This is a genomic window from Pseudoxanthomonas dokdonensis (assembly GCF_001431405.1).
In the GTDB taxonomy this organism is placed as follows: Bacteria; Pseudomonadota; Gammaproteobacteria; order Xanthomonadales; family Xanthomonadaceae; genus Pseudoxanthomonas_A; species Pseudoxanthomonas_A dokdonensis.
The window spans coordinates 1-20,533 of record NZ_LDJL01000018.1 but is presented as its reverse complement, the minus strand read 5'-3'; the positions used below and the strand labels follow the sequence as shown (position 1 = coordinate 20,533).

At 65.0% G+C, this 20,533-nt stretch carries 24 protein-coding genes; 20 read left to right on the top strand and 4 right to left on the bottom strand.

The features are described from left to right. Nucleotides 1–34: 34 nt before the first annotated feature. The 6 genes from ABB29_RS15265 (at nucleotide 35) to ABB29_RS15240 (ending at nucleotide 6,413) form a co-directional block, all read left to right on the top strand. Nucleotides 35–514 (top strand): FKBP-type peptidyl-prolyl cis-trans isomerase, encoded by a 480-nt coding sequence (locus ABB29_RS15265; protein ID WP_057660590.1) that lies wholly within the window; start codon nucleotides 35–37, stop codon nucleotides 512–514. Nucleotides 515–673: 159 nt separating this feature from the next. Then, nucleotides 674–1,954, top strand: a complete 1,281-nt coding sequence (locus tag ABB29_RS15260) for a DUF418 domain-containing protein (RefSeq protein ID WP_057660588.1) — start codon at nucleotides 674–676, stop codon at nucleotides 1,952–1,954. Between the two features lie 19 nt (nucleotides 1,955–1,973). Continuing rightward, nucleotides 1,974–3,224: an NAD(P)/FAD-dependent oxidoreductase gene (locus tag ABB29_RS15255; RefSeq protein WP_157062690.1), complete on the top strand. Its 1,251-nt coding sequence runs from the start codon at nucleotides 1,974–1,976 to the stop codon at nucleotides 3,222–3,224. After that, nucleotides 3,215–4,567 carry a glutathione-disulfide reductase gene (gorA, locus tag ABB29_RS15250; protein ID WP_057660584.1) on the top strand — a complete coding sequence of 451 codons (1,353 nt, stop codon included), beginning with the start codon at nucleotides 3,215–3,217 and terminating at the stop codon, nucleotides 4,565–4,567. Before ABB29_RS15255 ends, gorA begins: the two co-directional genes overlap by 10 nt. Nucleotides 4,568–4,635: 68 nt before the next feature. Next, a complete protein-coding gene (hutG, locus tag ABB29_RS15245; protein WP_057660582.1) occupies nucleotides 4,636–5,412 on the top strand; it encodes an N-formylglutamate deformylase in 777 nt (258 codons plus the stop codon). A gap of 113 nt (nucleotides 5,413–5,525) precedes the next feature. Beyond that, nucleotides 5,526–6,413 (top strand): DMT family transporter, encoded by an 888-nt coding sequence (locus tag ABB29_RS15240; protein WP_245622652.1) that lies wholly within the window; start codon nucleotides 5,526–5,528, stop codon nucleotides 6,411–6,413. Between the two features lie 139 nt (nucleotides 6,414–6,552). Here the strand turns inward: ABB29_RS15240 and parE are convergent, their stop codons facing one another. Further along, a complete protein-coding gene (parE, locus tag ABB29_RS15235) occupies nucleotides 6,553–8,442 on the bottom strand; it encodes a DNA topoisomerase IV subunit B (protein WP_057660580.1) in 1,890 nt (629 codons plus the stop codon). Between the two features lie 173 nt (nucleotides 8,443–8,615). Here parE and ABB29_RS15230 point away from each other — a divergent pair, with 173 nt between their 5' ends. From ABB29_RS15230 to ABB29_RS15190, 9 genes are all read left to right on the top strand, one after another. After that, nucleotides 8,616–8,867, top strand: coding sequence for a hypothetical protein (locus tag ABB29_RS15230; protein ID WP_057660578.1), 252 nt, complete (start codon nucleotides 8,616–8,618; stop codon nucleotides 8,865–8,867). Nucleotides 8,868–9,002: 135 nt separating this feature from the next. Then, the gene (locus ABB29_RS15225; RefSeq protein WP_057660576.1) at nucleotides 9,003–10,664 is read left to right on the top strand and encodes a CTP synthase; all 1,662 of its coding nucleotides are present in this window, start codon (nucleotides 9,003–9,005) and stop codon (nucleotides 10,662–10,664) included. Beyond that, nucleotides 10,661–11,494, top strand: a complete 834-nt coding sequence (kdsA, locus tag ABB29_RS15220; protein ID WP_057660575.1) for a 3-deoxy-8-phosphooctulonate synthase — start codon at nucleotides 10,661–10,663, stop codon at nucleotides 11,492–11,494. Before ABB29_RS15225 ends, kdsA begins: the two co-directional genes overlap by 4 nt. A gap of 18 nt (nucleotides 11,495–11,512) precedes the next feature. Next, on the top strand, nucleotides 11,513–12,799 hold the full coding sequence (gene eno / locus ABB29_RS15215; protein WP_057660573.1) for a phosphopyruvate hydratase: 1,287 nt from the start codon (nucleotides 11,513–11,515) through the stop codon (nucleotides 12,797–12,799). A gap of 3 nt (nucleotides 12,800–12,802) precedes the next feature. After that, complete coding sequence (ftsB, locus tag ABB29_RS15210; protein ID WP_057660571.1) at nucleotides 12,803–13,189, top strand: cell division protein FtsB; 387 nt, start codon at nucleotides 12,803–12,805, stop codon at nucleotides 13,187–13,189. Next, the gene (ispD, locus tag ABB29_RS15205) at nucleotides 13,189–13,884 is read left to right on the top strand and encodes a 2-C-methyl-D-erythritol 4-phosphate cytidylyltransferase (RefSeq protein WP_057660569.1); all 696 of its coding nucleotides are present in this window, start codon (nucleotides 13,189–13,191) and stop codon (nucleotides 13,882–13,884) included. The genes ftsB and ispD overlap by 1 nt, the downstream gene beginning before the upstream one ends. Before the next feature lie 79 nt (nucleotides 13,885–13,963). Further along, nucleotides 13,964–14,455, top strand: a complete 492-nt coding sequence (gene ispF, locus ABB29_RS15200; protein WP_057660567.1) for a 2-C-methyl-D-erythritol 2,4-cyclodiphosphate synthase — start codon at nucleotides 13,964–13,966, stop codon at nucleotides 14,453–14,455. Further along, a complete protein-coding gene (gene truD / locus ABB29_RS15195) occupies nucleotides 14,452–15,513 on the top strand; it encodes a tRNA pseudouridine(13) synthase TruD (RefSeq protein ID WP_057660565.1) in 1,062 nt (353 codons plus the stop codon). The genes ispF and truD overlap by 4 nt, the downstream gene beginning before the upstream one ends. A 95-nt stretch (nucleotides 15,514–15,608) precedes the next feature. After that, nucleotides 15,609–15,842 (top strand): hypothetical protein, encoded by a 234-nt coding sequence (locus ABB29_RS15190; RefSeq protein ID WP_157062689.1) that lies wholly within the window; start codon nucleotides 15,609–15,611, stop codon nucleotides 15,840–15,842. Nucleotides 15,843–15,871: 29 nt separating this feature from the next. Here the strand turns inward: ABB29_RS15190 and ABB29_RS15185 are convergent, their stop codons facing one another. Continuing rightward, on the bottom strand, nucleotides 15,872–16,411 hold the full coding sequence (locus ABB29_RS15185; RefSeq protein ID WP_057660561.1) for a Smr/MutS family protein: 540 nt from the start codon (nucleotides 16,409–16,411) through the stop codon (nucleotides 15,872–15,874). Between the two features lie 90 nt (nucleotides 16,412–16,501). Here ABB29_RS15185 and surE point away from each other — a divergent pair, with 90 nt between their 5' ends. From surE to ABB29_RS15165, 4 genes are read left to right on the top strand one after another with little or no spacing between them, the layout of a single operon-like run. Continuing rightward, nucleotides 16,502–17,296: a 5'/3'-nucleotidase SurE gene (gene surE / locus ABB29_RS15180; protein ID WP_057660559.1), complete on the top strand. Its 795-nt coding sequence runs from the start codon at nucleotides 16,502–16,504 to the stop codon at nucleotides 17,294–17,296. Continuing rightward, complete coding sequence (locus ABB29_RS15175; protein WP_057660558.1) at nucleotides 17,293–17,970, top strand: protein-L-isoaspartate(D-aspartate) O-methyltransferase; 678 nt, start codon at nucleotides 17,293–17,295, stop codon at nucleotides 17,968–17,970. Before surE ends, ABB29_RS15175 begins: the two co-directional genes overlap by 4 nt. Before the next feature lie 4 nt (nucleotides 17,971–17,974). Continuing rightward, a complete protein-coding gene (locus tag ABB29_RS15170) occupies nucleotides 17,975–18,589 on the top strand; it encodes a YqaA family protein (RefSeq protein WP_057660555.1) in 615 nt (204 codons plus the stop codon). A gap of 55 nt (nucleotides 18,590–18,644) precedes the next feature. Then, the gene (locus ABB29_RS15165; protein WP_057660614.1) at nucleotides 18,645–19,361 is read left to right on the top strand and encodes a peptidoglycan DD-metalloendopeptidase family protein; all 717 of its coding nucleotides are present in this window, start codon (nucleotides 18,645–18,647) and stop codon (nucleotides 19,359–19,361) included. Between the two features lie 62 nt (nucleotides 19,362–19,423). Here ABB29_RS15165 and ABB29_RS15160 read toward each other — a convergent pair whose 3' ends face one another. Both ABB29_RS15160 and yhbY read right to left on the bottom strand, forming a co-directional pair. After that, complete coding sequence (locus ABB29_RS15160) at nucleotides 19,424–19,807, bottom strand: Mth938-like domain-containing protein (RefSeq protein ID WP_057660553.1); 384 nt, start codon at nucleotides 19,805–19,807, stop codon at nucleotides 19,424–19,426. Between the two features lie 43 nt (nucleotides 19,808–19,850). Then, on the bottom strand, nucleotides 19,851–20,156 hold the full coding sequence (yhbY, locus tag ABB29_RS15155; RefSeq protein WP_057660552.1) for a ribosome assembly RNA-binding protein YhbY: 306 nt from the start codon (nucleotides 20,154–20,156) through the stop codon (nucleotides 19,851–19,853). A gap of 96 nt (nucleotides 20,157–20,252) precedes the next feature. Here yhbY and ABB29_RS15150 point away from each other — a divergent pair. Then, nucleotides 20,253–20,533, top strand: a 281-nt coding sequence (locus tag ABB29_RS15150) for an SAM-dependent methyltransferase (RefSeq protein ID WP_281177439.1), incomplete at its 3' end; no start/stop codon positions are given.

Here is a 20,533-nt window from a genome sequence, read left to right as displayed (position 1 = left end):
CTGCCATCAGCGGCAGCCCATCCCAGAGTTGAGCATGAAAATCGCAAAAGACAGCGTCGTCCGTTTCCATTACACCGTCTCCGAAGTTGGCCAGGAACCGCTGGAAACCTCGAAGGACCGCGAGCCGTTGGCCATCCTGATCGGCCACGGCAACATCATCCCCGGCCTGGAAGCGGCGATGCAGGATCGTGAAGCCGGCGACAGTTTTTCGGTCGATGTCGGCGCCGCCGATGCCTACGGCGAAGTGCGCGAGGGCCTGAGCCAGCGCGTGCCGAAGAAGCATTTCGGCAACCAGAAGCTGAGCCCGGGCCAGCAGGTCGTGCTGCAGACCAATTTCGGCCCGCGCGCGGTCACCATCCAGAAGGTCGGCATGAGCGTGGTCGACGTCGACCTCAATCACCCGATGGCCGGCAAGGACCTGCATTTCGATGTCGAGATCGTCGACGTGCGCGAAGCCAGCGCCGAAGAACTGGAGCACGGCCACGTGCACGGCGAAGGCGGCCACCAGCACTGAGTCGCGTCCACTGCCATGTTTACCCGCGACGGCCTGCTTGCAGGCCGTCGTCGCATCCGCCATCGCCGAGCGGCGTGTTTGACCCGGCCGCGTCCGCAGCCGGCAGCGGCATGGTCTAATCCGGTTCCCCTTTCGTGCGCATATGCGCAAAGGCAGCGGATGCAACAGACCTCGATAGCGCCCCTTGCGCCAGTGACCTCCGGCCAACGCCTGCAGAGCCTGGACGTGCTGCGCGGGTTCGCGCTGCTCGGCATCCTGCTGATGAACATCGAAGCCTTTGTCGGACCGATTGCCGCGTCCTTCAGTGGCGTCGATCCTGTGCTGTCTGGCAAGGACCGCTGGATGGACGCGCTGATCTACGTGCTCGTGCAGGGCAAGTTCTTCACCCTGTTCTCGCTGTTGTTCGGGATGGGCTTCGCGGTCATGGCCCAGCGTGCCGCCGCGGCACGCCGGCCGTTGGCTGGGCTGTACTGGCGACGCAGCCTGGTGCTGCTCGGCATCGGCCTGCTGCATGGGTTGCTGCTGTGGTCCGGAGACATCCTGCTGACCTATGCCTTGCTGTCGTTACTGCTGCTGGCATTTGCCGATGCATCGACGCGGACCCTGCTGGTGGTCGCGGTACTGAGCCTGCTGGCGCCGATCGCGATGATGATGGCGCTGGGCCTGGTGGGCAGTCTGTTGCAGGCCAATCCAGCCTCGGCGGCGCAATGGCAACAATTGATGGCCGAGCAGGCCGGCACCGTGCCGGCGTTGATCGAAGCCCAGCGACTGGCCTACGGCAGTGGCAGCTATGCCCAGGCCAACCTGCAACGTGTGCACGATGTCGTTGTCAGCCTGAGCGGGCTGACCTTCACCGGTCCGCTGGTGTTCGGCATGTTCCTGCTCGGGGCGTGGTTCGTGCGCAGCGGCGTCATCGCCAACCCGGCGGCACATCGCCTGCTTTTCAGCCGTCTGCGCTGGCTTGCGCTGCCCGCCGGGCTGGGACTGATGCTGGCCTCGCTATGGCTGCAACCGACCGCCGATTACAGCAGACTGGACCTGGCCTCGGCGCTAGCATTCTCGTTGTCGACCGCGGCCGGCGTGCTGATGTGCCTGGGCTACACAGCGTGGTTGCTGCGTGGCCTGCAGCAACCGTGGCTGGCCCACAGGTTCGCATGGCTGGCGCCGGCCGGTCGCATGGCGCTGACCAACTATCTGCTGCAATCGCTGGTCTGCACGTTGATCTTCAACGGCTACGGCCTGGGCTACTACGAACAATTGCCGCGTTTCTGGCAACCGCTGCTGGTGCTGCTGCTGTTCGCCGTGCAGGTCGTGGTCAGCCGGCTGTGGTTGCAGGCATTCCGGTTCGGGCCGATGGAGTGGTTGTGGCGTTGCCTGACCTATCTTGCCTGGCAACCGTTGCGTCGCGCGGGCCACATCATTCCAGCAAAAAATGCATGACACCCTCTAGACTGTGGCCGTGACCCGAGAACAAGACGACGTACTCATCCTCGGCGCCGGTGCGATTGGCCTGGCGACCGGCCTGGCCCTGCTCGAAGCCGGGCGCTCCGTACGCATTCTCGAAGCCAGGACGGTCGGCAGTGGCGCGTCGCATGGCAACTGCGGCACCATCACCCCCAGCCATGCGCCACCGCTGGCCGCAGCTGGCGTCATCGGCAAGGCACTGCGCTGGATGTTGACGCCGGATGCACCGCTGTACCTTAAACCGCGCGTGGATCCGGCGTTGTGGTCCTGGCTGCTGAAGTTCTCGCGGCGTTGCAATCCGGATGACTGGCGCGACAGCACGCAGGCACGCGCCGCGATCCTCAATGACTCACGGCAGCGACTGCGGCAATGGATTGAACGTTATCAGCTGCAGTGCGAGTTCGCCGAACAGGGACTGGACTACGTGTTCCGTGACCCGGCCAACCTGCAACGCAATCTTGACGAATGCGAAGCGCTGCGCGAGTGGGGCGTGCGCAGCGAATTCATCGCCGCCGATGACTACCTGCGCCAGGAGCCGGCGTTGCGCGACGGTATCGTCGGCGCGATCCGATTCCCCGATGATGCACGACTGCGCCCGGATCGTTACGTGGCGGAACTGGCGCGCGCGCTGCGCGAACGCGGTGGCATCATCGAGGAACACTGCAAAGTACAGTCGCTTCAGCCGCAGTCTGCTGGCGTGGATGTCAGCACCTCGGCCGAACGATTCTGGTCACGTGACTGCGTGGTCGCGCTGGGTGCGTGGTCGCCGGCGTTGCTGGCACAGCTGCGATTGACGCTGCCGGTGCAGCCGGGCAAGGGTTATTCGATCACTTATTCGCGCCCATCGCTGGTGCCGCGGCGGCCGATGGTGCTGAAGGACCGCTCGGTCTGCGTGACCGCATGGGACAGCGGCTTCCGGCTGGGCAGCACGATGGAATTCTCCGGCTACGACAGCACTCTGAACCCGCGACGGCTGGCCGCGCTGGAACGGGCCGCGCAGGAGTATCTACGCGAACCGGCCGGCACCCAGGTACAGGAGCGCTGGGCCGGTTGGCGACCGATGACCTACGATGACGTGCCACTGCTCGGTCGTGCGCCTGGCCATTCAAGGCTCTGGATCGCCGCCGGCCATGGCATGTTGGGCATCAGCATGAGTACCGGCAGTGGCCAGTTGATGGCGGACTTGATGACCGGTCGCAGTCCGGCCTTCGACCCGCGCCCCTATCGAGTGGAGAGATGCGCATGAACGAGTTTGATCTGGTGGTGATTGGCGGCGGCTCCGGTGGACTTGCCGGTGCGTTTCGTGCCGCCGGTCATGGCGCCCGTGTGGCGGTGCTGGAACCGGGACCGCTCGGTGGCACCTGTGTCAATGTCGGCTGCGTACCGAAGAAAGCGATGTGGCTGGCGGCCGGCCTGGCGCAGAAATTCCAGATGGGCCCGGCGCTGGGCTTCAGCGGCGGGCCACCACAGCTGGATTGGAAGGAATTCATCGTCAACCGCCAGCGTTACATCAGCGGCATCCATGCCAGCTACCGCAAGCGGCTGGATGAAGGCGGCATCATGTGGATGCCCTGCCGCGGGCAGTTGCAGGGCGATGGCAAGGTGCTGACCGATACCGGCAACCTGCTGCGGGCCCGGCATATCCTGCTGGCGACCGGCGGCTACCCGACCCGCCCGGCGATCAGCGGTGCCGAACTGGCTGGCACCTCGGACGATTTCTTCAACCTGTGCGATCCGCCAGCGCGGGTGGCGGTCGTCGGTGGCGGCTACATCGCGGTGGAACTGGCAGGCGTGCTGCAGGCGCTGGGCAGCCACGTTGACATGCTGGTGCGCGGCGCACGGTTGTTGAAGGAGTTCGATGATGACCTGACCGATGCGCTGGCGGAAAACAGCCGACAGCACGGCATCCACCTGCACTTCGATTATTCGTTGCAGGCGCTGGAAAAACACCCGGCCGGCGGCGTACAGACAGTGGACAAGCAAGGCCAGCGGCAGCGCTATGACCAGGTACTGTTCGCGACCGGTCGCCAGCCGAATACGCACCAGTTGGGACTGGAGGCGGCCGGTGTGACGTTGACCGGCTCCGGACACATCCAGGTCAACGAATACCAGGACACCAGCGCCGGAGGCATCCATGCCGTTGGCGACGTGGCGTCCGAGCTGGCACTGACGCCGGTCGCGATTGGCGCCGCACGCCGGTTGATGGATCGCCTGTTCGCCGGACATGCCGACGCCCGCCTGGATTACACCAACGTGGCGACGGTCGTGTTCGCGCATCCGCCGTTGGGCACGGTGGGCCTGAGCGAGAAACAGGCCCGCGAAAGACATGGCGACCAGGTCAAGGTGTTCAAGGCCTCGTTCCGGCCGATGCTGGATGCACTGGCCGACTCACCGCAGCGCAGCCTGTTCAAACTGGTCTGCGTGGGCGAGGAGGAAACCGTGGTTGGCCTGCACCTGCTGGGCGAGGCCGCCGATGAAATCCTGCAGGGCTTCGCGGTGGCGATCAAGAAAGGCATCCGGCGCCGGGATCTGGAAGAGACCGTGGCGATCCACCCGACCTCGGCCGAGGAAGTGGTACTGCTGCGCTGATATCGCGTGACCTCAAGGCACAGCGGTGAGCGTTAGCCGGGCCGGGTGCGGCGCCGTAGAATGCAACGATGGACACCATCTTCGACCTGCACCGTGGCAGCGTCCCGCTGCTGATCAGCCTGCCGCACGACGGCAGCCACGTTCCGGATGACATCGCCGCACGCCTGACCGACTCGGCGCGCAAGGTGCCGGACACCGACTGGCATGTGTCCAGGCTGTATGCGTTCGCGAGGGACATGGGCGCTTCGATCATCGTGCCCCGGCATTCGCGCTACGTCGTCGACCTCAACCGGCCGCCGGATGATGTCTCGCTGTATCCGGGCCAGAACACCACCGGCCTGTGCCCGATCGTGCAGTTCAGCGGGCAACCGGTGTACCGGCCCGGCGCCGAGCCCGAGCCCCGGGAAGTCGAACAACGGGTCCGTGATTACTGGCAGCCCTATCACCAGGCGTTGGCCGCCGAACTCGAACGCCTGCGCGCCGCCCATGGCCGCGCGGTGTTGTGGGAGGGACATTCGATTCGCAGCGTGGTCCCGTTCCTGTTCGAAGGCCGCCTGCCGGACATCAACCTGGGCACCGCCGCCGGCCACAGCTGCTCGCCACGCTTGCAGGCCAGCCTGCAGCAGGTGCTGGATGCACAGCAGCGCTACAGCCATGTGCTCAACGGCCGCTTCAAGGGTGGCTACATCACCCGCCATTACGGGCAGCCGGCGCAGGGCGTGCAGGCGGTGCAACTGGAACTGGCGCAATGCAACTACATGGATGAAGACAGCTTTGAATACCAGCCGGAAAAGGCCCAGGCGCTGCAGCAGCTGATCCGGCAACTGCTGGCCTGCACGCTGTGAGTCAACCGCCGGCCGGGCAGGTTGATGACGCGGGCCAGGAGCGCCAGCTGGCGCAGCCGCTGGATGTGGCTCCCAGCGAAGTCGCCGAGGATCTCGACAGCGGCCATGCGCGGATCGCGCACCTGGCACGCGGCAACCTCGGTGGGGTACTGCTGGCCGCGTTTGGCGCCATCGCCTTTTCCGGCAAGGCCATCATCGTCAAGCTGGCCTACCACTATCCGGTCGATGCGATCACCCTGTTGGCGCTGCGCATGCTGGTGGCCTTCCCGCTGTTCCTGGCGATGGCGGCATGGGCCTACCGGCGCTATCCGCCGCTGGCCCGCGGTGATCGCTGGCGGATTGCGGTACTCGGATTCCTTGGCTATTACCTGGCCAGTTTTCTCGATTTCGCCGGCCTGCAGCACATCACCGCGACGCTGGAACGTTTGATTCTGTACCTCAATCCGACCCTGGTGTTGTTGCTGGGCTGGTTGCTGTACAAGCGCCGGATCTCGCGCCGGCAGCTGCTGGCCATGGCGGTCTGTTATGCCGGCGTTGTGCTGGCGGTGGGGCATGACCTTGAAGTCGGCGGCAGCAACGTGATGGTCGGCAGCGTGCTGGTGTTCGCCAGTGCGTTGTCCTACGCGTTGTACCTGATTGGCAGCGGCGAACTGGTGCAGCTGGTCGGCGCGGTGCGCCTGACCGCCTATGCCAGCAGCGTGGCCTGCGTGTTGTGCATCGGCCAGTTCCTGCTGACCCGGCCACTGGCGGATCTGCAACTGGCGCCACAGGTCTACCTGCTGTCCCTGATCAACGGCACCGTCTGCACGGTGCTGCCGGTATTGGCGGTGATGATGGCGGTGGCGCGGATCGGTTCGGCACTGGCGGCGCAGATCGGCATGCTCGGTCCGGTTTCGACCATCGTGCTCAGCGTGCTGCTGCTGGGCGAACCGATGGGGCCGTGGCAGGTGGCCGGCACGGTACTGGTGTTGGCCGGGGTGGTGCTGGTGACGCGCCGCTAGGCGCGCTAGTGCAGGTGATTAAGCCGCAAGGTCCGGGCAGCGGAGAACGCGTGTTTGCCACCACGGTTGTAAGGCATCCACGCCTGCAATCGCCTGCCTGGCAGACACAGGCGACGCAGTCCGCTTTCCGGCCGTGCGCTCAGACTTCCAGCGAAGCCAGATCGCCCTTGTTCTCCAGCCATGCCTTGCGATCGCCGGCGCGCTTCTTGCCCAGCAGCATGTCCATCAACGAATGGGTCTGGTCGCCATCGTCGACAGTCAGCTGCACCAGCCGGCGGGTGTCGGGATGGATGGTTGATTCGCGCAGCTGCGAGGCGTTCATTTCACCCAGGCCCTTGAAGCGGGTGACATTGACCGCGCCCTTGATCTTCTCGCGGGCGATCTTCTCCAGCAGCAGGCGCTTTTCTTCCTCGTCCAATGCGTAGAACACCTGTTTGCCGACGTCGACGCGGAACAGCGGCGGCATCGCCACGAACACGTGGCCAGCATCGACCAGGGTCGGGAAATGCCTGAGGAACAGCGCGGTCAGCAAGGTCGCGATATGCAGGCCATCGGAGTCGGCATCGGCCAGAATCACGACCTTGCCGTAACGCAGCCCGGAGATATCGTCCTTGCCCGGGTCGCAGCCAATCGCCACTGCCAGATCGTGCACTTCCTGCGAACCCAGCACGCTGCCGGAGGCGACTTCCCAGGTATTCAGGATCTTGCCGCGCAGCGGCATGATCGCCTGGAAATCCTTGTCGCGCGCCTGCTTGGCGCTGCCGCCAGCCGAATCGCCTTCAACCAGGAACAATTCGGTGCGCGACAGATCCTGACTGATGCAATCGGCCAGCTTGCCGGGCAGGGCCGGGCCCTGGGTGACTTTCTTGCGGACGATCTGCTTTTCGGTCTTCAATCGCGCGCTGGCGCGTTCGATCGCCAACTGGGCAATCTTCTCGCCCATCTCGACATGCTGGTTGAGGAACAGACTGAATGCATCATGCGCGGCGCCTTCGATGAAACCGGCGGCCTGGCGTGACGACAGGCGTTCCTTGGTCTGGCCACTGAACTGCGGGTCGGTCATCTTCAGCGACAGCACGAAACTGACCCGGTCCCAGACATCTTCCGGCGCCAGCTTGACCCCGCGTGGCAGCAGGTTGCGGAAATCGCAGAACTCGCGCAAGGCGTCGGTGAAACCGCTGCGCAGGCCGTTGACGTGGGTACCGTGCTGGGCGGTCGGAATCAGGTTGACGTAGCTCTCCTGGACCATCTCGCCTTCCGGCACCCAGGCCACCGCCCAGTCGACGATTTCGGTGTCTTTCTTCAGCTGGCCGACGAACAATTCCGGCGGCAGCATTTCGCGGCCCTGCATTTCACCAAGCAGGTAATCGCGCAGCCCATCCTCGTAATGCCAGCGGTCGCGCTCGCCGCTGGCTTCGTCAAACAGGTTGACGGTCAGTCCCGGGCACAGCACCGCCTTGGCGCGCAGCAGGTGGCGCAGGGCGCGCACGTTGAACTTGGGCGTGTCGAAATACTTGGGATCGGCCCAGAAGCGCAGCCGGGTGCCGGTGTTCTTCTTGCCGACCGTGCCGACGGTCTCCAGCGCCGAGGCGGCGTCACCGTCACGGAATTCCATCCGGTATTCGTTGCCTTCGCGCTTGATGAACAGTTCCACTTTCTTCGACAGCGCATTGACCACCGACACGCCGACGCCATGCAGGCCGCCGCTGAAGGTGTAGTTGCGATTGCTGAACTTGCCGCCGGCATGCAGGCGGGTGAGGATCAATTCGACGCCGGGGATTTTTTCTTCCGGATGGATGTCGACCGGCATGCCGCGGCCATCGTCGCTGACTTCGCAGCTGCCATCCTTGAACAGGGTGACTTCGATCTCGCGTGCGTGCCCGGCCAGTGCTTCGTCGACCGCGTTGTCGATGACTTCCTGGGCCAGGTGGTTGGGCCGCGAGGTGTCGGTGTACATGCCCGGCCGGCGCTTGACCGGATCCAGACCAGAGAGGACTTCAATGTCAGCGGCGTTGTAGCGACTACTCATGTGATGTGTGACGGTTCCAGCGGTTAGAGGGAAAGTGTGCGGCCTGGCCATTTTTTTTGCACGTTCAGGGGCAGTCGGGGCGCCTGGCACTACGATGAACGGGCATGGATGGGGCGGCTTGCATACTGCCTGTACAGTCTCCATCCCTGCCGTATCACCACAGGAGACTGCTGATGAAGACAACCAAATTCCTGCTGCTGGGTGGCGTGGCCGTGATGGCGCTGAGCGCGACGGTGGCGTTTGCCCAGTCCAAACCGACCGGCAAGGGCGCCAGCGCCAACGCCCAGGCCAGTGCTTCCGAAGACCCCGAAGCCGCCCGCAAGGCCCAGCGTCGTGCCGCCAACGAGGCCGCCGCCGCGCAGCGTGCCAAGGCCGGCGATGCCAACAAGGCTGGTCGTGCCGAGGAAGAAGAAGAAAAGCCCTGAGTGGCCTGAAACCCCCGCCGTCACAGGCTCTGCAGCCAGACCGGCGACATCCGACGCCCCGCCCGTGCGGGGCGTCGCACTTTTAGAACGCCGGCAATGCCGGTAAACTGTGGCTTTCAAGGACATGCATCTGCCATGACCCCCCTGATTTTCGTAACCGGCGGCGTAGTGTCCTCGCTAGGCAAGGGCATTGCCGCCGCTTCGCTTGCCTCCATTCTCGAAGCCCGTGGCCTCAAGGTCACGATGATGAAGCTGGATCCGTACATCAACGTCGATCCGGGCACCATGAGCCCGTTCCAGCACGGCGAGGTCTATGTCACCGACGATGGCGCCGAGACCGACCTGGACCTGGGCCATTACGAGCGCTTTGTCCATACCCGCCTGTCACGCAAGAATTCGGTTACCACCGGTCGCATCTACGAGAACGTCATCCGCAAGGAACGCCGTGGCGACTATCTCGGCGCCACCGTGCAGGTCATTCCGCATATCACCGACGAAATCCGCCGTTGCATCGACGAAGCCACCCAGGGCTTCGACGTGGCGCTGGTGGAAATCGGCGGTACCGTCGGCGATATCGAATCGCTGCCGTTCCTTGAGGCCATCCGCCAGATCCGCACCGAGCGCGGCCCGGAGCAGGCTTTGTTCATGCACCTCACACTGGTGCCGTACATCGCCGCCGCCGGCGAACTGAAGACCAAGCCGACCCAGCACTCGGTCAAGGAGCTGCGTTCCATCGGTATCCAGCCCGACGTGCTGTTGTGCCGCAGCGAACAACCGCTGCCGGATTCGGAGCGGCGCAAGATTGCCTTGTTCACCAACGTCTCCGAACGTGCGGTCATTACCGTGCAGGACGTTGACGTGCTGTACAAGATCCCGCTGGGCCTGCACGACCAGGGCCTGGACGAGATCATCATCAACCAATTCCGGCTGGACGCGCCCAAGCCGGCGGATCTGTCCGAATGGGAAGCGGCGGTCGATGCCACCCTCAATCCGCTGGACGAGGTCACCATTGCCGTGGTCGGCAAGTACGTCGACCACCAGGACGCCTACAAGTCGGTCGGCGAGGCACTCAAGCATGGCGGCCTGCGCCAGCGGACCCGGGTCAGGCTGAAATGGATCGAGGCCCAGGAACTGGAAGGCAGCGACCTGTCCGCGCTGAAGGACGTCGACGGCATCCTGGTGCCGGGTGGCTTCGGTGATCGCGGCTTTGACGGCAAGGTGCTGACCTCGCGCTTCGCCCGCGACAACAAGGTGCCGTACTTCGGCATCTGCTACGGCATGCAGGCGGCGGTGGTCGACTACGCCCGCCACGTCGCCGGTCTGGCCGACGCCAACAGCACCGAAAACGACAAGCAGTCGCCGCATCCGGTGATTGGCCTGATCACCGAGTGGCGCACCGCCAGCGGCGATGTCGAAACCCGTGACGAGCGCTCCGACCTCGGCGGCACCATGCGTCTTGGCCTGCAGGACCAGCGCATCAAGCCCGGTACCCTGGCCCACGAGATGTATGGCAAGGACGTGGTCGGCGAACGCCACCGCCACCGTTACGAATTCAACAACCGCTACCGCACCCAGCTGGAGGACGCCGGCCTGGTCATTTCGGCCAAGTCGATGGATGACCTGCTGGTCGAAATGGTCGAGCTGCCACGCAGCCAGCATCCGTGGTTCCTGGCCTGCCAGGCCCATCCGGAGTTCCTGTCGACGCCGCGCGAAGGCCATCCGTTGTTCATCGGATTCATCCGCGCCGCCCGCGAAAAGAAAGCCGGCGGCCGCCTACTGAAGGAAGCAAGCGCATGAATCTGTGTGGTTTCAAGGTCGGCCTCGACCAGCCGTTGTTCCTGATTGCCGGCCCGTGTGTGATCGAATCGATGCAGCTGCAGCTGGACGTGGCTGGCCGGCTCAAGGAGATCACCGGCAAGCTGGGGATGAACTTCATCTTCAAGTCCAGCTTCGACAAGGCCAACCGCACCTCCGGAACCAGCTTCCGCGGCCCCGGCATGGAAGAGGGCCTGAAGGTGCTGGCCGCGGTCAAGCAGCAGATTGGCGTGCCAGTGCTGACCGACGTGCATGAATACACCCCGATGGACGAAGTGGCTTCGGTGGTCGACGTGCTGCAGACCCCTGCATTCCTGGTTCGCCAAACCGACTTCATCAGGAAGGTCTGTTCGGCCGGCAAGCCGGTCAACATCAAGAAGGGCCAGTTCCTGTCGCCATGGGACATGAAGCCGGTGGTCGAGAAAGCCAAATCCACCGGCAACCAGGACATCATGGTCTGCGAACGCGGTGCCAGCTTCGGCTACAACAATCTGGTCAGCGACATGCGCAGCCTGTCGGTGATGCGCGATACCGGTTGTCCGGTGGTGTTTGATGCGACCCATTCGGTGCAGTTGCCGGGCGGGCAGGGCAGCAGTTCCGGTGGCCAGCGCGAGTTCGTGCCGGTACTGGCGCGCGCCGCAGTTGCGGTGGGCGTGTCCGGGCTGTTTGCCGAAACCCATCCTGACCCAGCCAAGGCGCTGTCCGATGGCCCCAATGCCTGGCCGCTGGACAAGATGGAAGCGCTGCTGGAGACACTGCTGGCGCTGGACAGCATTACCAAGAAGAATGGTTTCCTCGAATCCTCCCTCTGACTTCCTACTGACGACACGATGACCAATATCGCCAAGATCCACGCCCGCGAAATCCTCGACAGCCGCGGTAACCCGACCCTCGAAGCCGAAGTCACCCTTGCCGATGGTTCCTTTGGCCGGGCCATGGTGCCGTCCGGTGCCTCCACCGGCACCAAGGAGGCGGTGGAACTGCGTGATGGCGACAAGACCCGCTACCTGGGCAAGGGGGTGCGTACCGCGGTCGACAACGTCAACAATGCCATCGCCACGGCGCTGAAGGGCTTCGATGCGCTGGATCAGGAAGGCCTGGATCGTCGCCTGATTGAACTTGACGGCACCGAGAACAAGGGCCGCCTGGGCGCCAACGCGCTGCTCGGGGTGTCGCTGGCCAACGCGCACGCGGTGGCGGCGTCGAAGAAAATGCCGCTGTGGCAGCATCTGGCCAACGGTCGTGCGGTGACCTTGCCGGTGCCGATGATGAACATCATCAACGGCGGCGCGCATGCCGACAACAACGTCGACCTGCAGGAATTCATGGTGTTGCCGGTCGGCTTCGACAGCTTTGCCGAATCGCTGCGCGCCGGCACCGAAATCTTCCACGCGCTGAAGTCGGTGTTGAAGGGCCATGGCCTGAGCACCGCGGTCGGCGACGAAGGCGGTTTCGCGCCGGATTTCCGCAGCAACGTCGAAGCCCTCGACACCATCCTGGAAGCCATCGGCAAGGCCGGTTACAAGGCCGGTGAAGACATCCAGCTGGGCCTGGACGTGGCCTCCAGCGAGTTCTACGACAACGGCAAGTACCACCTGGTCGGCGAAGGCAAGCGCCTGACCAGCGAGCAGTTCACCGACTTCCTCGCCGACTGGGCCGCGCAGTACCCGATCATCACCATCGAAGACGGCATGGCCGAAGACGACTGGGCGGGCTGGAAACTGCTGACCGATCGCATCGGCAAGAAGGTGCAGCTGGTGGGTGATGATCTGTTCGTCACCAACCCGCGCATCTTCAAGGAAGGCATCGAGTCCGGCACCGCCAACGCGATCCTGATCAAGGTCAACCAGATCGGTACCCTCAGCGAGACCCTGGAAGCGATCGCCATGGCCGACCACGCCGGTTATGCGGCGATCGTCTCGCACCGCTCCGGCGAAACCGAAGACACCACCATCGCCGACATCGCGGTGGCGACCACTGCGACCCAGATCAAGACCGGTTCGTTGTGTCGCAGCGACCGCGTGGCCAAGTACAACCAGTTGCTGCGCATCGAGGAAGCGTTGGGCGCCGCTGCCCGTTACGCCGGTCGCAACGCGTTCGTATCGCTGAAGCAGTAAGCCATGCGCAACTGGCGCTGGGTATTGCTGGTGCTGGTACTGCTGCTGGGATGGCTGCAGTACCGGTTCTGGTTCGGCCCGGGCAATTCGGGCCAGGTGGCGGCGTTGGAAAACCAGGTGGAATACCAGAAACGCGAGAACGAAGGCCTGCGTGATCGCAATGCCGCGCTGGCTGCCGAAGTCGAGGATCTGAAGTCCGGCGAAGCCGCGGTCGAGGACCGTGCGCGCAGCGAGCTGGGCATGATCAAGCCGGGCGAGAAGTTCTACCGCGTGGTCGAGCCGGCCGGTGGCACGCCGACCACGACGACCACTGCCGCAGCGAGCAACGACGCCGCCAGCGCGGCGGATGCGGATGCGGAAAACGAAACCGATATCGAGGAGCCGCTTTGATGGCCGGCCTCTGGGCGGTGATTCCCGCTGCCGGCCGCGGCACCCGGTTCGGCGCCCCGTTGCCCAAGCAATATCTGTCTGTCGCCGGTCGCAGCCTGCTGGAACATACCTTGCAAGCCCTGCTGATGCATCCGGCAGTTGAAGGCGCGGTGGTGGCGATCGCGCAGGATGATGCCGATTGGCCGGGCTGGGAGCGGATCAATGACAAGCCGCTGCTGAGCTGCATCGGTGGCAGCAGCCGCGCAGATTCGGTACTGGCCGGACTGCATGCCTTGCCCGATGACGTACGTGCCGATGATTTCGTGCTGGTCCATGACGCCGCGCGGCCCAACCTGTCGGCGCACGACTTGAACCAGTTGCTGGAGCGCGGTCGTGCCGACCCGGTCGGTGCCATCCTGGCCGCGCCGGTGCGAGATACCCTCAAGCGCGCCGGTGATGATGGCGGCATCGACCGCACCGAGCCGCGCGAACGGCTGTGGCGCGCGTTCACGCCGCAGATGTTCCGCCGGCTGCAACTGACCCGTGCGCTGCAGGCGGCGGCGCAGGACGGCCTGCAGGTCACCGACGAGGCGATGGCGATGGAGCGGCTGGGCCATCGGCCGCTGCTGATCGAAGGCGCCGAAGACAACTTCAAGATCACCACCCCGGCGGATCTGGCGCGTTTCGAGTTCCTGCTCTCACAACGTCAGCCATGAGCCATGGCGACAGCGCGGTGCTTGAGCGCTGACATGATCGACCCTGCCGCAGCGCGGCCCCGACTTCTGGAAAAACCACATGCCTGCATCACCATCGTTTCGCATCGGCCAGGGCTATGACGTCCACGCCTTCGGGCCTGGCGACCACATCATGCTGGGCGGAGTGAAGGTGGCGCATGAGCGCGGCGTACTGGCCCACAGCGACGGCGACGTGGTCATCCATGCGCTTTGCGATGCCATGCTCGGTGCGCTGGCGCTGGGGGACATCGGCCGCCATTTCCCACCGTCGGACCCGCAGTGGAAAGGCGCCGACAGTCGCAGCTTCCTGCGCCATTGCCAGCATCTGATCGGTGAACGCGGCTGGTCGCTGGGCAATGCCGACATCACCGTCATCTGCGAACGGCCGAAAGTCGGGCCGCATGCCGATGCCATGCGCGCGCTGCTGGCGCATGATCTGCAGGTGCCGGTCGATGCACTCAGCATCAAGGCCACCACCACCGAAAAACTCGGCTTCTGCGGCCGCGGCGAGGGCATCGCCGCGCAGGCGGTGGTACTGCTGGTGCGGGCATGAGCATGCCGTTGCCACGTGCGTACGGCGATGCGGCGCTGTCGGCGTTGATGCGCTGCTCGCCGGAGGATTTCCGGGTCGAAGAGATCCACGGTTTTGCCGCCAGCGGCGAAGGCGAACACCTGCTGCTGAACGTGCAGAAGCGTGGCATGAACACGGTGTTCGCGGCCAAGCGGATCGCCAAATGGGCCGGCCTGCCCGAGCACGCAGTCAGCTACGCCGGGTTGAAGGACAGGCATGCGGTCACCGTGCAGCGTTTCAGCGTGCATCTGCCGAAGCGGGTGGCGCCGGATCTGGCCGGCTTGCAGTCCGACGATCTGCAGGTGCTGGATGCCAGCTGGCACAACCGCAAGTTGCCGCGTGGTGCATTGGCCGGCAACCGGTTCGTGTTGACCCTGCGCGAGGTGCAGGGCAATCGTGAGCTCATCGAGCAGCGGCTGCGACAGATTGCCGCGCGTGGTGTACCCAACTGGTTTGGTGAGCAGCGTTTCGGCCGCGATGGCGACAATGTCGATTCCGCCCTGCAGATGTTTGCCGGCCAGCGCGGCGTGCGGCGCGAAGAGCGTTCAATCCTGCTGTCGGCGGCGCGCTCGCAGCTGTTCAACCAGGTGCTGGCGACGCGCGTGGCCGCCGACTTGTGGGATCGCGGCATGACCGGCGAAGTCTGGTCACTGGAGGGCAGTCGCAGTGTGTTCGGCCCGGAGCCGTGGAGCGATGAGCTGGCCGAAAGGTTGGCGCGTTTCGACATCCATCCCAGCGGACCGCTGTGGGGCGTCGGTGAGCTGCGCAGCCAGGCTGCCTGCGCGCAACTGGAAACCGAGGCGCTGGCGGATGAGCGCTCGCTGCGCCTGCGCGCCGGCCTGGAAGAAGAAGGCCTGAAACAGGAGCGCCGCAGCCTGCGTTTGCCGGTCGGCGATCTGGACTGGCAATGGCCGGCCGATGACGTGCTGGTGCTGCGCCTGGCCCTGCCGCCGGGTAGCTATGCGACCACCGTACTGCATGAACTGGGTGCGGTCAGTGACGCCGGCCAGGCCGGGCGCCGCTCGTCGGAAAGCCACTGAGGGCACTGGCGGGCGCCGACCAGCGGCGTATAAGCGGAACTACAGGTTGACCTGTCGGAGGGGCCGGCGGGCCGCAACCACGCCAGGAGATCGCCATGAAAACGTGGTCCGTCATTTCCGCTTTATCGTCATCCGTGCTGCTGCTGGCAGGCTGTGCCAGTACCCAGACCGCGTCATTGCAGCCGGATCAGCCGTTGCCGCAGACCCGCGTGCAGGTCAACAGTGACTATGTCGCCGAAGTCGAGCGCAAGGCTCGCATGCGTGGCGTGGAAGTCAACTGGGTCAACCAGCCGCGGCGTATCGTCGCCGTCACACCCGATACCGAATAAGCCCGGCAATCGTCATTCCGCGGCGCTGCTCAGCGGTGCGCCAGCAGCACCAGTACCGCGCCGGTACCGCCCTGGTTGGGCGGCGCCGAATGGAACGCGAGCACATCGTTGCGATGGCGCAGCAGCTGGTCGACCAGATTCTTCAACACCGGCCGTTCGCCGCCAGCGCGGCCGCCCTTGCCGTGGATGATGCGCACGCATCCAAATTCATGCGCATGCGCCTCGGCCAGGAATGCCCGCAACAGCGCTTCGGCCTGCTGCATGCTGGCGCCATGCAGGTCCAGCTCATCCTGCGCTGAAAACTGCCCGCGCCTGAGCCGTTGCATCAACCGCGCCGGCAGCTTGTCGCGCCGGTAGGACAAGACGTCTCCGGCCTGCACCAGCGCCATCGAATCCAGCGCCTGCTGGAACTCGCCACGGGCATCGGCTTCGTCGCGCTCGGCCATCCGCGCGCGCGGCGCCGGCCGTGGCCTGCTCGGCGGCGCGTCGGCCTGTGGCAGGCGCTTGACCGCGCCGATCGCCTGCAGGAACAGCGCAGCGTCGTCGTCTTTTTCGTCGGCATCGTGCATACCGGCCAGCCTACCGCGCCTGCCGTTGGACGCAAGCCCGGTCACCTGCCGCGGGCTTCCGGTATCATGGGCCGGTCCTAGAGGAAGCTCATGCGCGTACTGGTTTCGAACGACGACGGGGTCGACGCCCCCGGCATCAACATCCTGGCACAACAACTGCGCTCGGCCGGCCACGAGGTTTTCGTGGTGGCGCCGGACCGCGATCGCTCAGGCGCCAGCAATTCATTGACGCTGGATCTGCCCATCCGCCTCAAACGCATCGATCATTACACCGCCAGCGTCGCCGGCACGCCGACCGACTGCGTGCACCTGGCGTTGACCGGGATGCTGGAGTTCGAGCCGGACATGGTGGTATCGGGCATCAACAATGCCGCCAACCTTGGCGACGACGTGATTTACTCCGGCACGGTGTCGGCGGCGATGGAAGGGCGCTTCCTTGGCCTGCCGTCGGTGGCGGTGTCGCTGGTCAGTCGCGATCACGACCCGCGTAACTTCGAGACCGCGGCGCGCGCGGCGGTGGAAATCGTCGCCCGCCTGAATGCCGATCCGCTGCCGGCGGACACCATTCTCAACGTCAATGTGCCGGACCTGCCATGGGATCAGGTCGCTGGCTTCGAAGTCACCCGGCTGGGCAATCGCCACCGCTCCGAGCCGTGCGTGCCGCAGCCGGATCCGCGCGGCAACACGGTGTACTGGATTGGCCCGGCTGGCCGCGAACAGGATGCCGGTCCCGGTACCGATTTCCATGCTGTGCGCACCGGCAATATCTCGATTACCCCGATTCATGTCGATCTGACCCGCTACCAGGCGCTGGAAAAGGTCGCTGGCTGGGTCGACGGCCTGGCGGCGGCGCTCGAGGATGCGTCTTCGGGAGGCGCGGCATGACCCCGCGGCTGCGGCTGCAGCCGGAGTCGGTGGGCATGGGCATGACCTCGCAGCGGGTGCGCGATCGCCTGGTCGAGCGGCTGCGCGAGAACGGCATCCAGGACGAGAACGTACTCAACGCCATTCGCACCGTGCCACGGCATCTGTTCGTCGACGAGGCGCTGGCGACCCGCGCCTACGAAGACACCGCGCTGCCGATTGGCCACAGCCAGACCATCTCCCAGCCCTGGGTGGTGGCGCGGATGACCGAAGTGCTGATGCAGACCCGGCCGCGCAAGGTGCTGGAAATCGGCACCGGCTCCGGCTACCAGGGTGCCGTGCTGGCCGCGCTGGGGCTGGAAGTGCACACCGTCGAGCGCATCGGCGATCTGTTGCGGCAGGCGCGCAAGCGTTTTCGCCATCTGGGGCTCAACGTGCGCAGCAAGCATGACGATGGCCGCATTGGCTGGCCCGAGCATGGCCCGTTTGACGGCATCCTGGTGACCGCCGCGGCGCCGGCGCTGGTCGATGCATTGATTGATCAGTTGGCAATCGGTGCCAGCCTGGTCGCGCCGGTCGGCGGTGCTGGTTCGCAGACGCTGGTCAAGCTGACCAAGCGCGAAGACGGCAGTGTCGATGAAGAGCATCTGGCACCGGTGGTTTTCGTTCCCCTGCTTTCAGGCACCCTGGATTGAATCGATGAAACTCTTCGGGCCGCTTTACGAGCGGGCAATCCAGTGGGCAAGGCACCGGCGGGCGCCCACCTATCTGATGGTGTTGAGTTTCTTCGAGGCAATCATCTTCCCGATCATGCCGGAAGTGATGCTGGCACCGATGTGCGTGGCCCAGCCCAAACGCGGTTTCTGGTTCGCGACCCTGAGCCTGGCCGGATCGATGGCCGGTGCGCTGGTTGGCTATGCGCTGGGCCACTTCGCCTTCGAGGCACTCAAGCCGATGTTCGCTGCGCTGGGCATGCTCGAAAGCATCGAAGCGGGCATCGAGGTCGTCCAGCTGAAGATGGCGCAGTCGCCGTGGGCGGTGTTCTGGTTCCTGGTATTGGGCGGTTTCATGCCGATACCGATGAAGGTGTTTACTTGGGCGTCGGGTATCGTCGGCGTCCCCATGCCACAGTACGTGCTGAGCATGCTGATCGGCCGCGGCAAGCGCGTGTACCTGCTGGCCTTGTTGATCCGCCTGTTCGGTCCGCGTGCCGAAGCCATGCTGCGGCGCTGGATCGAACCGCTGGGCTGGATCGCGAGCGCGCTGGTGGTGGCGCTGATCGGCTGGTTGGTATGGAAGGCAAATTACGCTTGAAGGAGGATTGCAGTTGAAGACCAAGCTCATCGGAACCCTGTTGTGCTGCGCGGCGATGGCCGTACTGGCAGGCTGTGGCAGCAGCACGGTGGTACGCGACAGTCCTGGCGCCTCGCGCCCGGCCTCACAGCCCAAGTACGGCGCGTCCACCCGGGTCCAGCGTGGCGATACCCTGTACGGCATTGCCTTCCGCAACGGCATCGCCTTCCAGGACTTGGCCAAGTGGAATGGCATCAGCGCGCCGTACACCATTTATCCCGGCCAGAGCCTGCGTCTTTATCCGTCCACCGGCGGCGGCACCAGCAGCACTGCCAGCAGTGCCAAGCCAAGCAGCAAACCGGCCACCGGCAGCACTCCCAAGCCGGTCCCGGCGACGCCGGCACCGCCGCCAGTGGCCAGTGGCATCAGCTGGCGGTGGCCAGCCGACGGCGTGGTCATCGGTCGTTTCGCTGCCGGCGATGCCAGCAAGCAGGGTATCGATATCGCTGGCAGCAGTGGCCAGGCGGTGCGGGCCACCGCTGATGGCGTGGTGGTGTATTCCGGCGCCGGCCTGGTCGGTTATGGCGAGCTGATCATCGTCAAGCACAACGAGACCTGGTTGTCGGCCTATGGCCACAATCGCAAGCGACTGGTCAATGAAGGCCAGAGCGTCAAGGCCGGACAACAGATTGCCGAAATGGGCAGTACCGGTGCCGCCCGCGACATGCTGCATTTCGAAATCCGCTACAACGGCAAGCCGGTCGACCCGCTGTCGTACCTGCCGCGCAAGTAAGTCGCGGCAACGCATGTGGTGATGGACACCGGCTCGGCGCAGCGCGCCGATGCCGGTGCGGTTCAGTCGTCCGTGGCTGCCAGCAGGAACCCGGCCACGACCCGGCGTGCTTCGCTGGCCAGCACGTTGAAGGTGCGTGCGGCGGCGGCATTGGTCATGACTTCGATGCCAACCCCGCGGGTCAGCCCGGCGGCGATGATTGCCGCCGGTGGAAATACCTGGCGTTGGCCGGTACCGAGCAGGATGACCTCTGGCTGCAGCGCCAGCAAAGGCTCCAGATCCGCCGCCTGTAGATCGGCGACCCGCATCGGACGCCATTCCGCGATCAGATCATTGGGCGCCAGGATGAAGCTGCGTTGCAATAACACGTCGTTGACCTTGGCATGGCTGCCGTCGGCGGCGCGCAGGCTGTAAGCGTAGTCGGGGCGTTCGTGGTTGAGCTGCATGGGGAAGCGGAACCCGGGTAGGCCGTGTTTGGCGCTACGTGCCTCAGGCGCGTGGCAACACGATGTGACGCTGCTCCTGCGAGGGGCGGTACAGGACGATGGTGTGGCCAATGCGCTGCACCAGTGCCGACTGGGTCAGCGAGACCAGCTCATCGACGGTGGCCGCGCGTGCTTCGCGATCATCACCGCCGACCTTGACCTTGACCAGCTCGTGGCGCTCCAGTACCTCGTTCAGCTCGGCGATGAATGCCGGGGTCACCCCTTTGGCGCCGATTTGAAGCAGGGCTTTCAGGTCATGGGCCTGACCACGCAGGAAGCGGGTCTGGGCGGAGGTCAGGGCAACGGTCATGCAGGATTGAGCGGGTGGGGAAGGTGGTTCAGGGTATCATGAGTCCCTTCCATCCCTGCCTTCAGCAAGCCGTCGCAGCAACGGCTGAGACCGCCCATGGCCACCCGTAGCAAAAGCAGCCAGCGCTGGTTGCGCGAACACTTCAACGACCCCTACGTCAAAAAGGCCCAGGCCGAAGGGATGCGTTCGCGCGCCGCCTACAAGCTGGAAGAGGTGCTGGCCCGGGATCGGCTGCTCAAGCCGGGCATGGTGGTGGTCGATCTGGGCGCCGCCCCCGGCGGCTGGTCGCAGTACGTGCGCAAGGCGCTCGGCGACAGCGGCCGGGTGCTGGCGATGGACATTCTGGAGATGCCGCCGCTGGCCGGAGTCGAGTTTCT

What these genes read in the sequence shown, in the direction of transcription:
- hutG (WP_057660582.1), top strand. Translation starts at nt 4,636, where the DNA reads ATGGACACCATCTTCGACCTGCACCGTGGCAGCGTCCCGCTGCTGATC.
- ispD (WP_057660569.1), top strand. Translation starts at nt 13,189, where the DNA reads ATGGCCGGCCTCTGGGCGGTGATTCCCGCTGCCGGCCGCGGCACCCGG.
- ABB29_RS15230 (WP_057660578.1), top strand. Translation starts at nt 8,616, where the DNA reads ATGAAGACAACCAAATTCCTGCTGCTGGGTGGCGTGGCCGTGATGGCG.
- eno (WP_057660573.1), top strand. Translation starts at nt 11,513, where the DNA reads ATGACCAATATCGCCAAGATCCACGCCCGCGAAATCCTCGACAGCCGC.
- ABB29_RS15225 (WP_057660576.1), top strand. Translation starts at nt 9,003, where the DNA reads ATGACCCCCCTGATTTTCGTAACCGGCGGCGTAGTGTCCTCGCTAGGC.
- surE (WP_057660559.1), top strand. Translation starts at nt 16,502, where the DNA reads ATGCGCGTACTGGTTTCGAACGACGACGGGGTCGACGCCCCCGGCATC.
- parE (WP_057660580.1), bottom strand. Translation starts at nt 8,442, where the DNA reads ATGAGTAGTCGCTACAACGCCGCTGACATTGAAGTCCTCTCTGGTCTG.
- yhbY (WP_057660552.1), bottom strand. Translation starts at nt 20,156, where the DNA reads ATGACCGTTGCCCTGACCTCCGCCCAGACCCGCTTCCTGCGTGGTCAG.
- ABB29_RS15165 (WP_057660614.1), top strand. Translation starts at nt 18,645, where the DNA reads ATGGCCGTACTGGCAGGCTGTGGCAGCAGCACGGTGGTACGCGACAGT.
- ABB29_RS15260 (WP_057660588.1), top strand. Translation starts at nt 674, where the DNA reads ATGCAACAGACCTCGATAGCGCCCCTTGCGCCAGTGACCTCCGGCCAA.
- ispF (WP_057660567.1), top strand. Translation starts at nt 13,964, where the DNA reads ATGCCTGCATCACCATCGTTTCGCATCGGCCAGGGCTATGACGTCCAC.
- ABB29_RS15160 (WP_057660553.1), bottom strand. Translation starts at nt 19,807, where the DNA reads ATGCAGCTCAACCACGAACGCCCCGACTACGCTTACAGCCTGCGCGCC.
- ABB29_RS15175 (WP_057660558.1), top strand. Translation starts at nt 17,293, where the DNA reads ATGACCCCGCGGCTGCGGCTGCAGCCGGAGTCGGTGGGCATGGGCATG.
- ABB29_RS15190 (WP_157062689.1), top strand. Translation starts at nt 15,609, where the DNA reads ATGAAAACGTGGTCCGTCATTTCCGCTTTATCGTCATCCGTGCTGCTG.
- truD (WP_057660565.1), top strand. Translation starts at nt 14,452, where the DNA reads ATGAGCATGCCGTTGCCACGTGCGTACGGCGATGCGGCGCTGTCGGCG.
- ftsB (WP_057660571.1), top strand. Translation starts at nt 12,803, where the DNA reads ATGCGCAACTGGCGCTGGGTATTGCTGGTGCTGGTACTGCTGCTGGGA.
- ABB29_RS15170 (WP_057660555.1), top strand. Translation starts at nt 17,975, where the DNA reads ATGAAACTCTTCGGGCCGCTTTACGAGCGGGCAATCCAGTGGGCAAGG.
- ABB29_RS15185 (WP_057660561.1), bottom strand. Translation starts at nt 16,411, where the DNA reads ATGCACGATGCCGACGAAAAAGACGACGACGCTGCGCTGTTCCTGCAG.
- gorA (WP_057660584.1), top strand. Translation starts at nt 3,215, where the DNA reads ATGCGCATGAACGAGTTTGATCTGGTGGTGATTGGCGGCGGCTCCGGT.
- kdsA (WP_057660575.1), top strand. Translation starts at nt 10,661, where the DNA reads ATGAATCTGTGTGGTTTCAAGGTCGGCCTCGACCAGCCGTTGTTCCTG.
- ABB29_RS15265 (WP_057660590.1), top strand. Translation starts at nt 35, where the DNA reads ATGAAAATCGCAAAAGACAGCGTCGTCCGTTTCCATTACACCGTCTCC.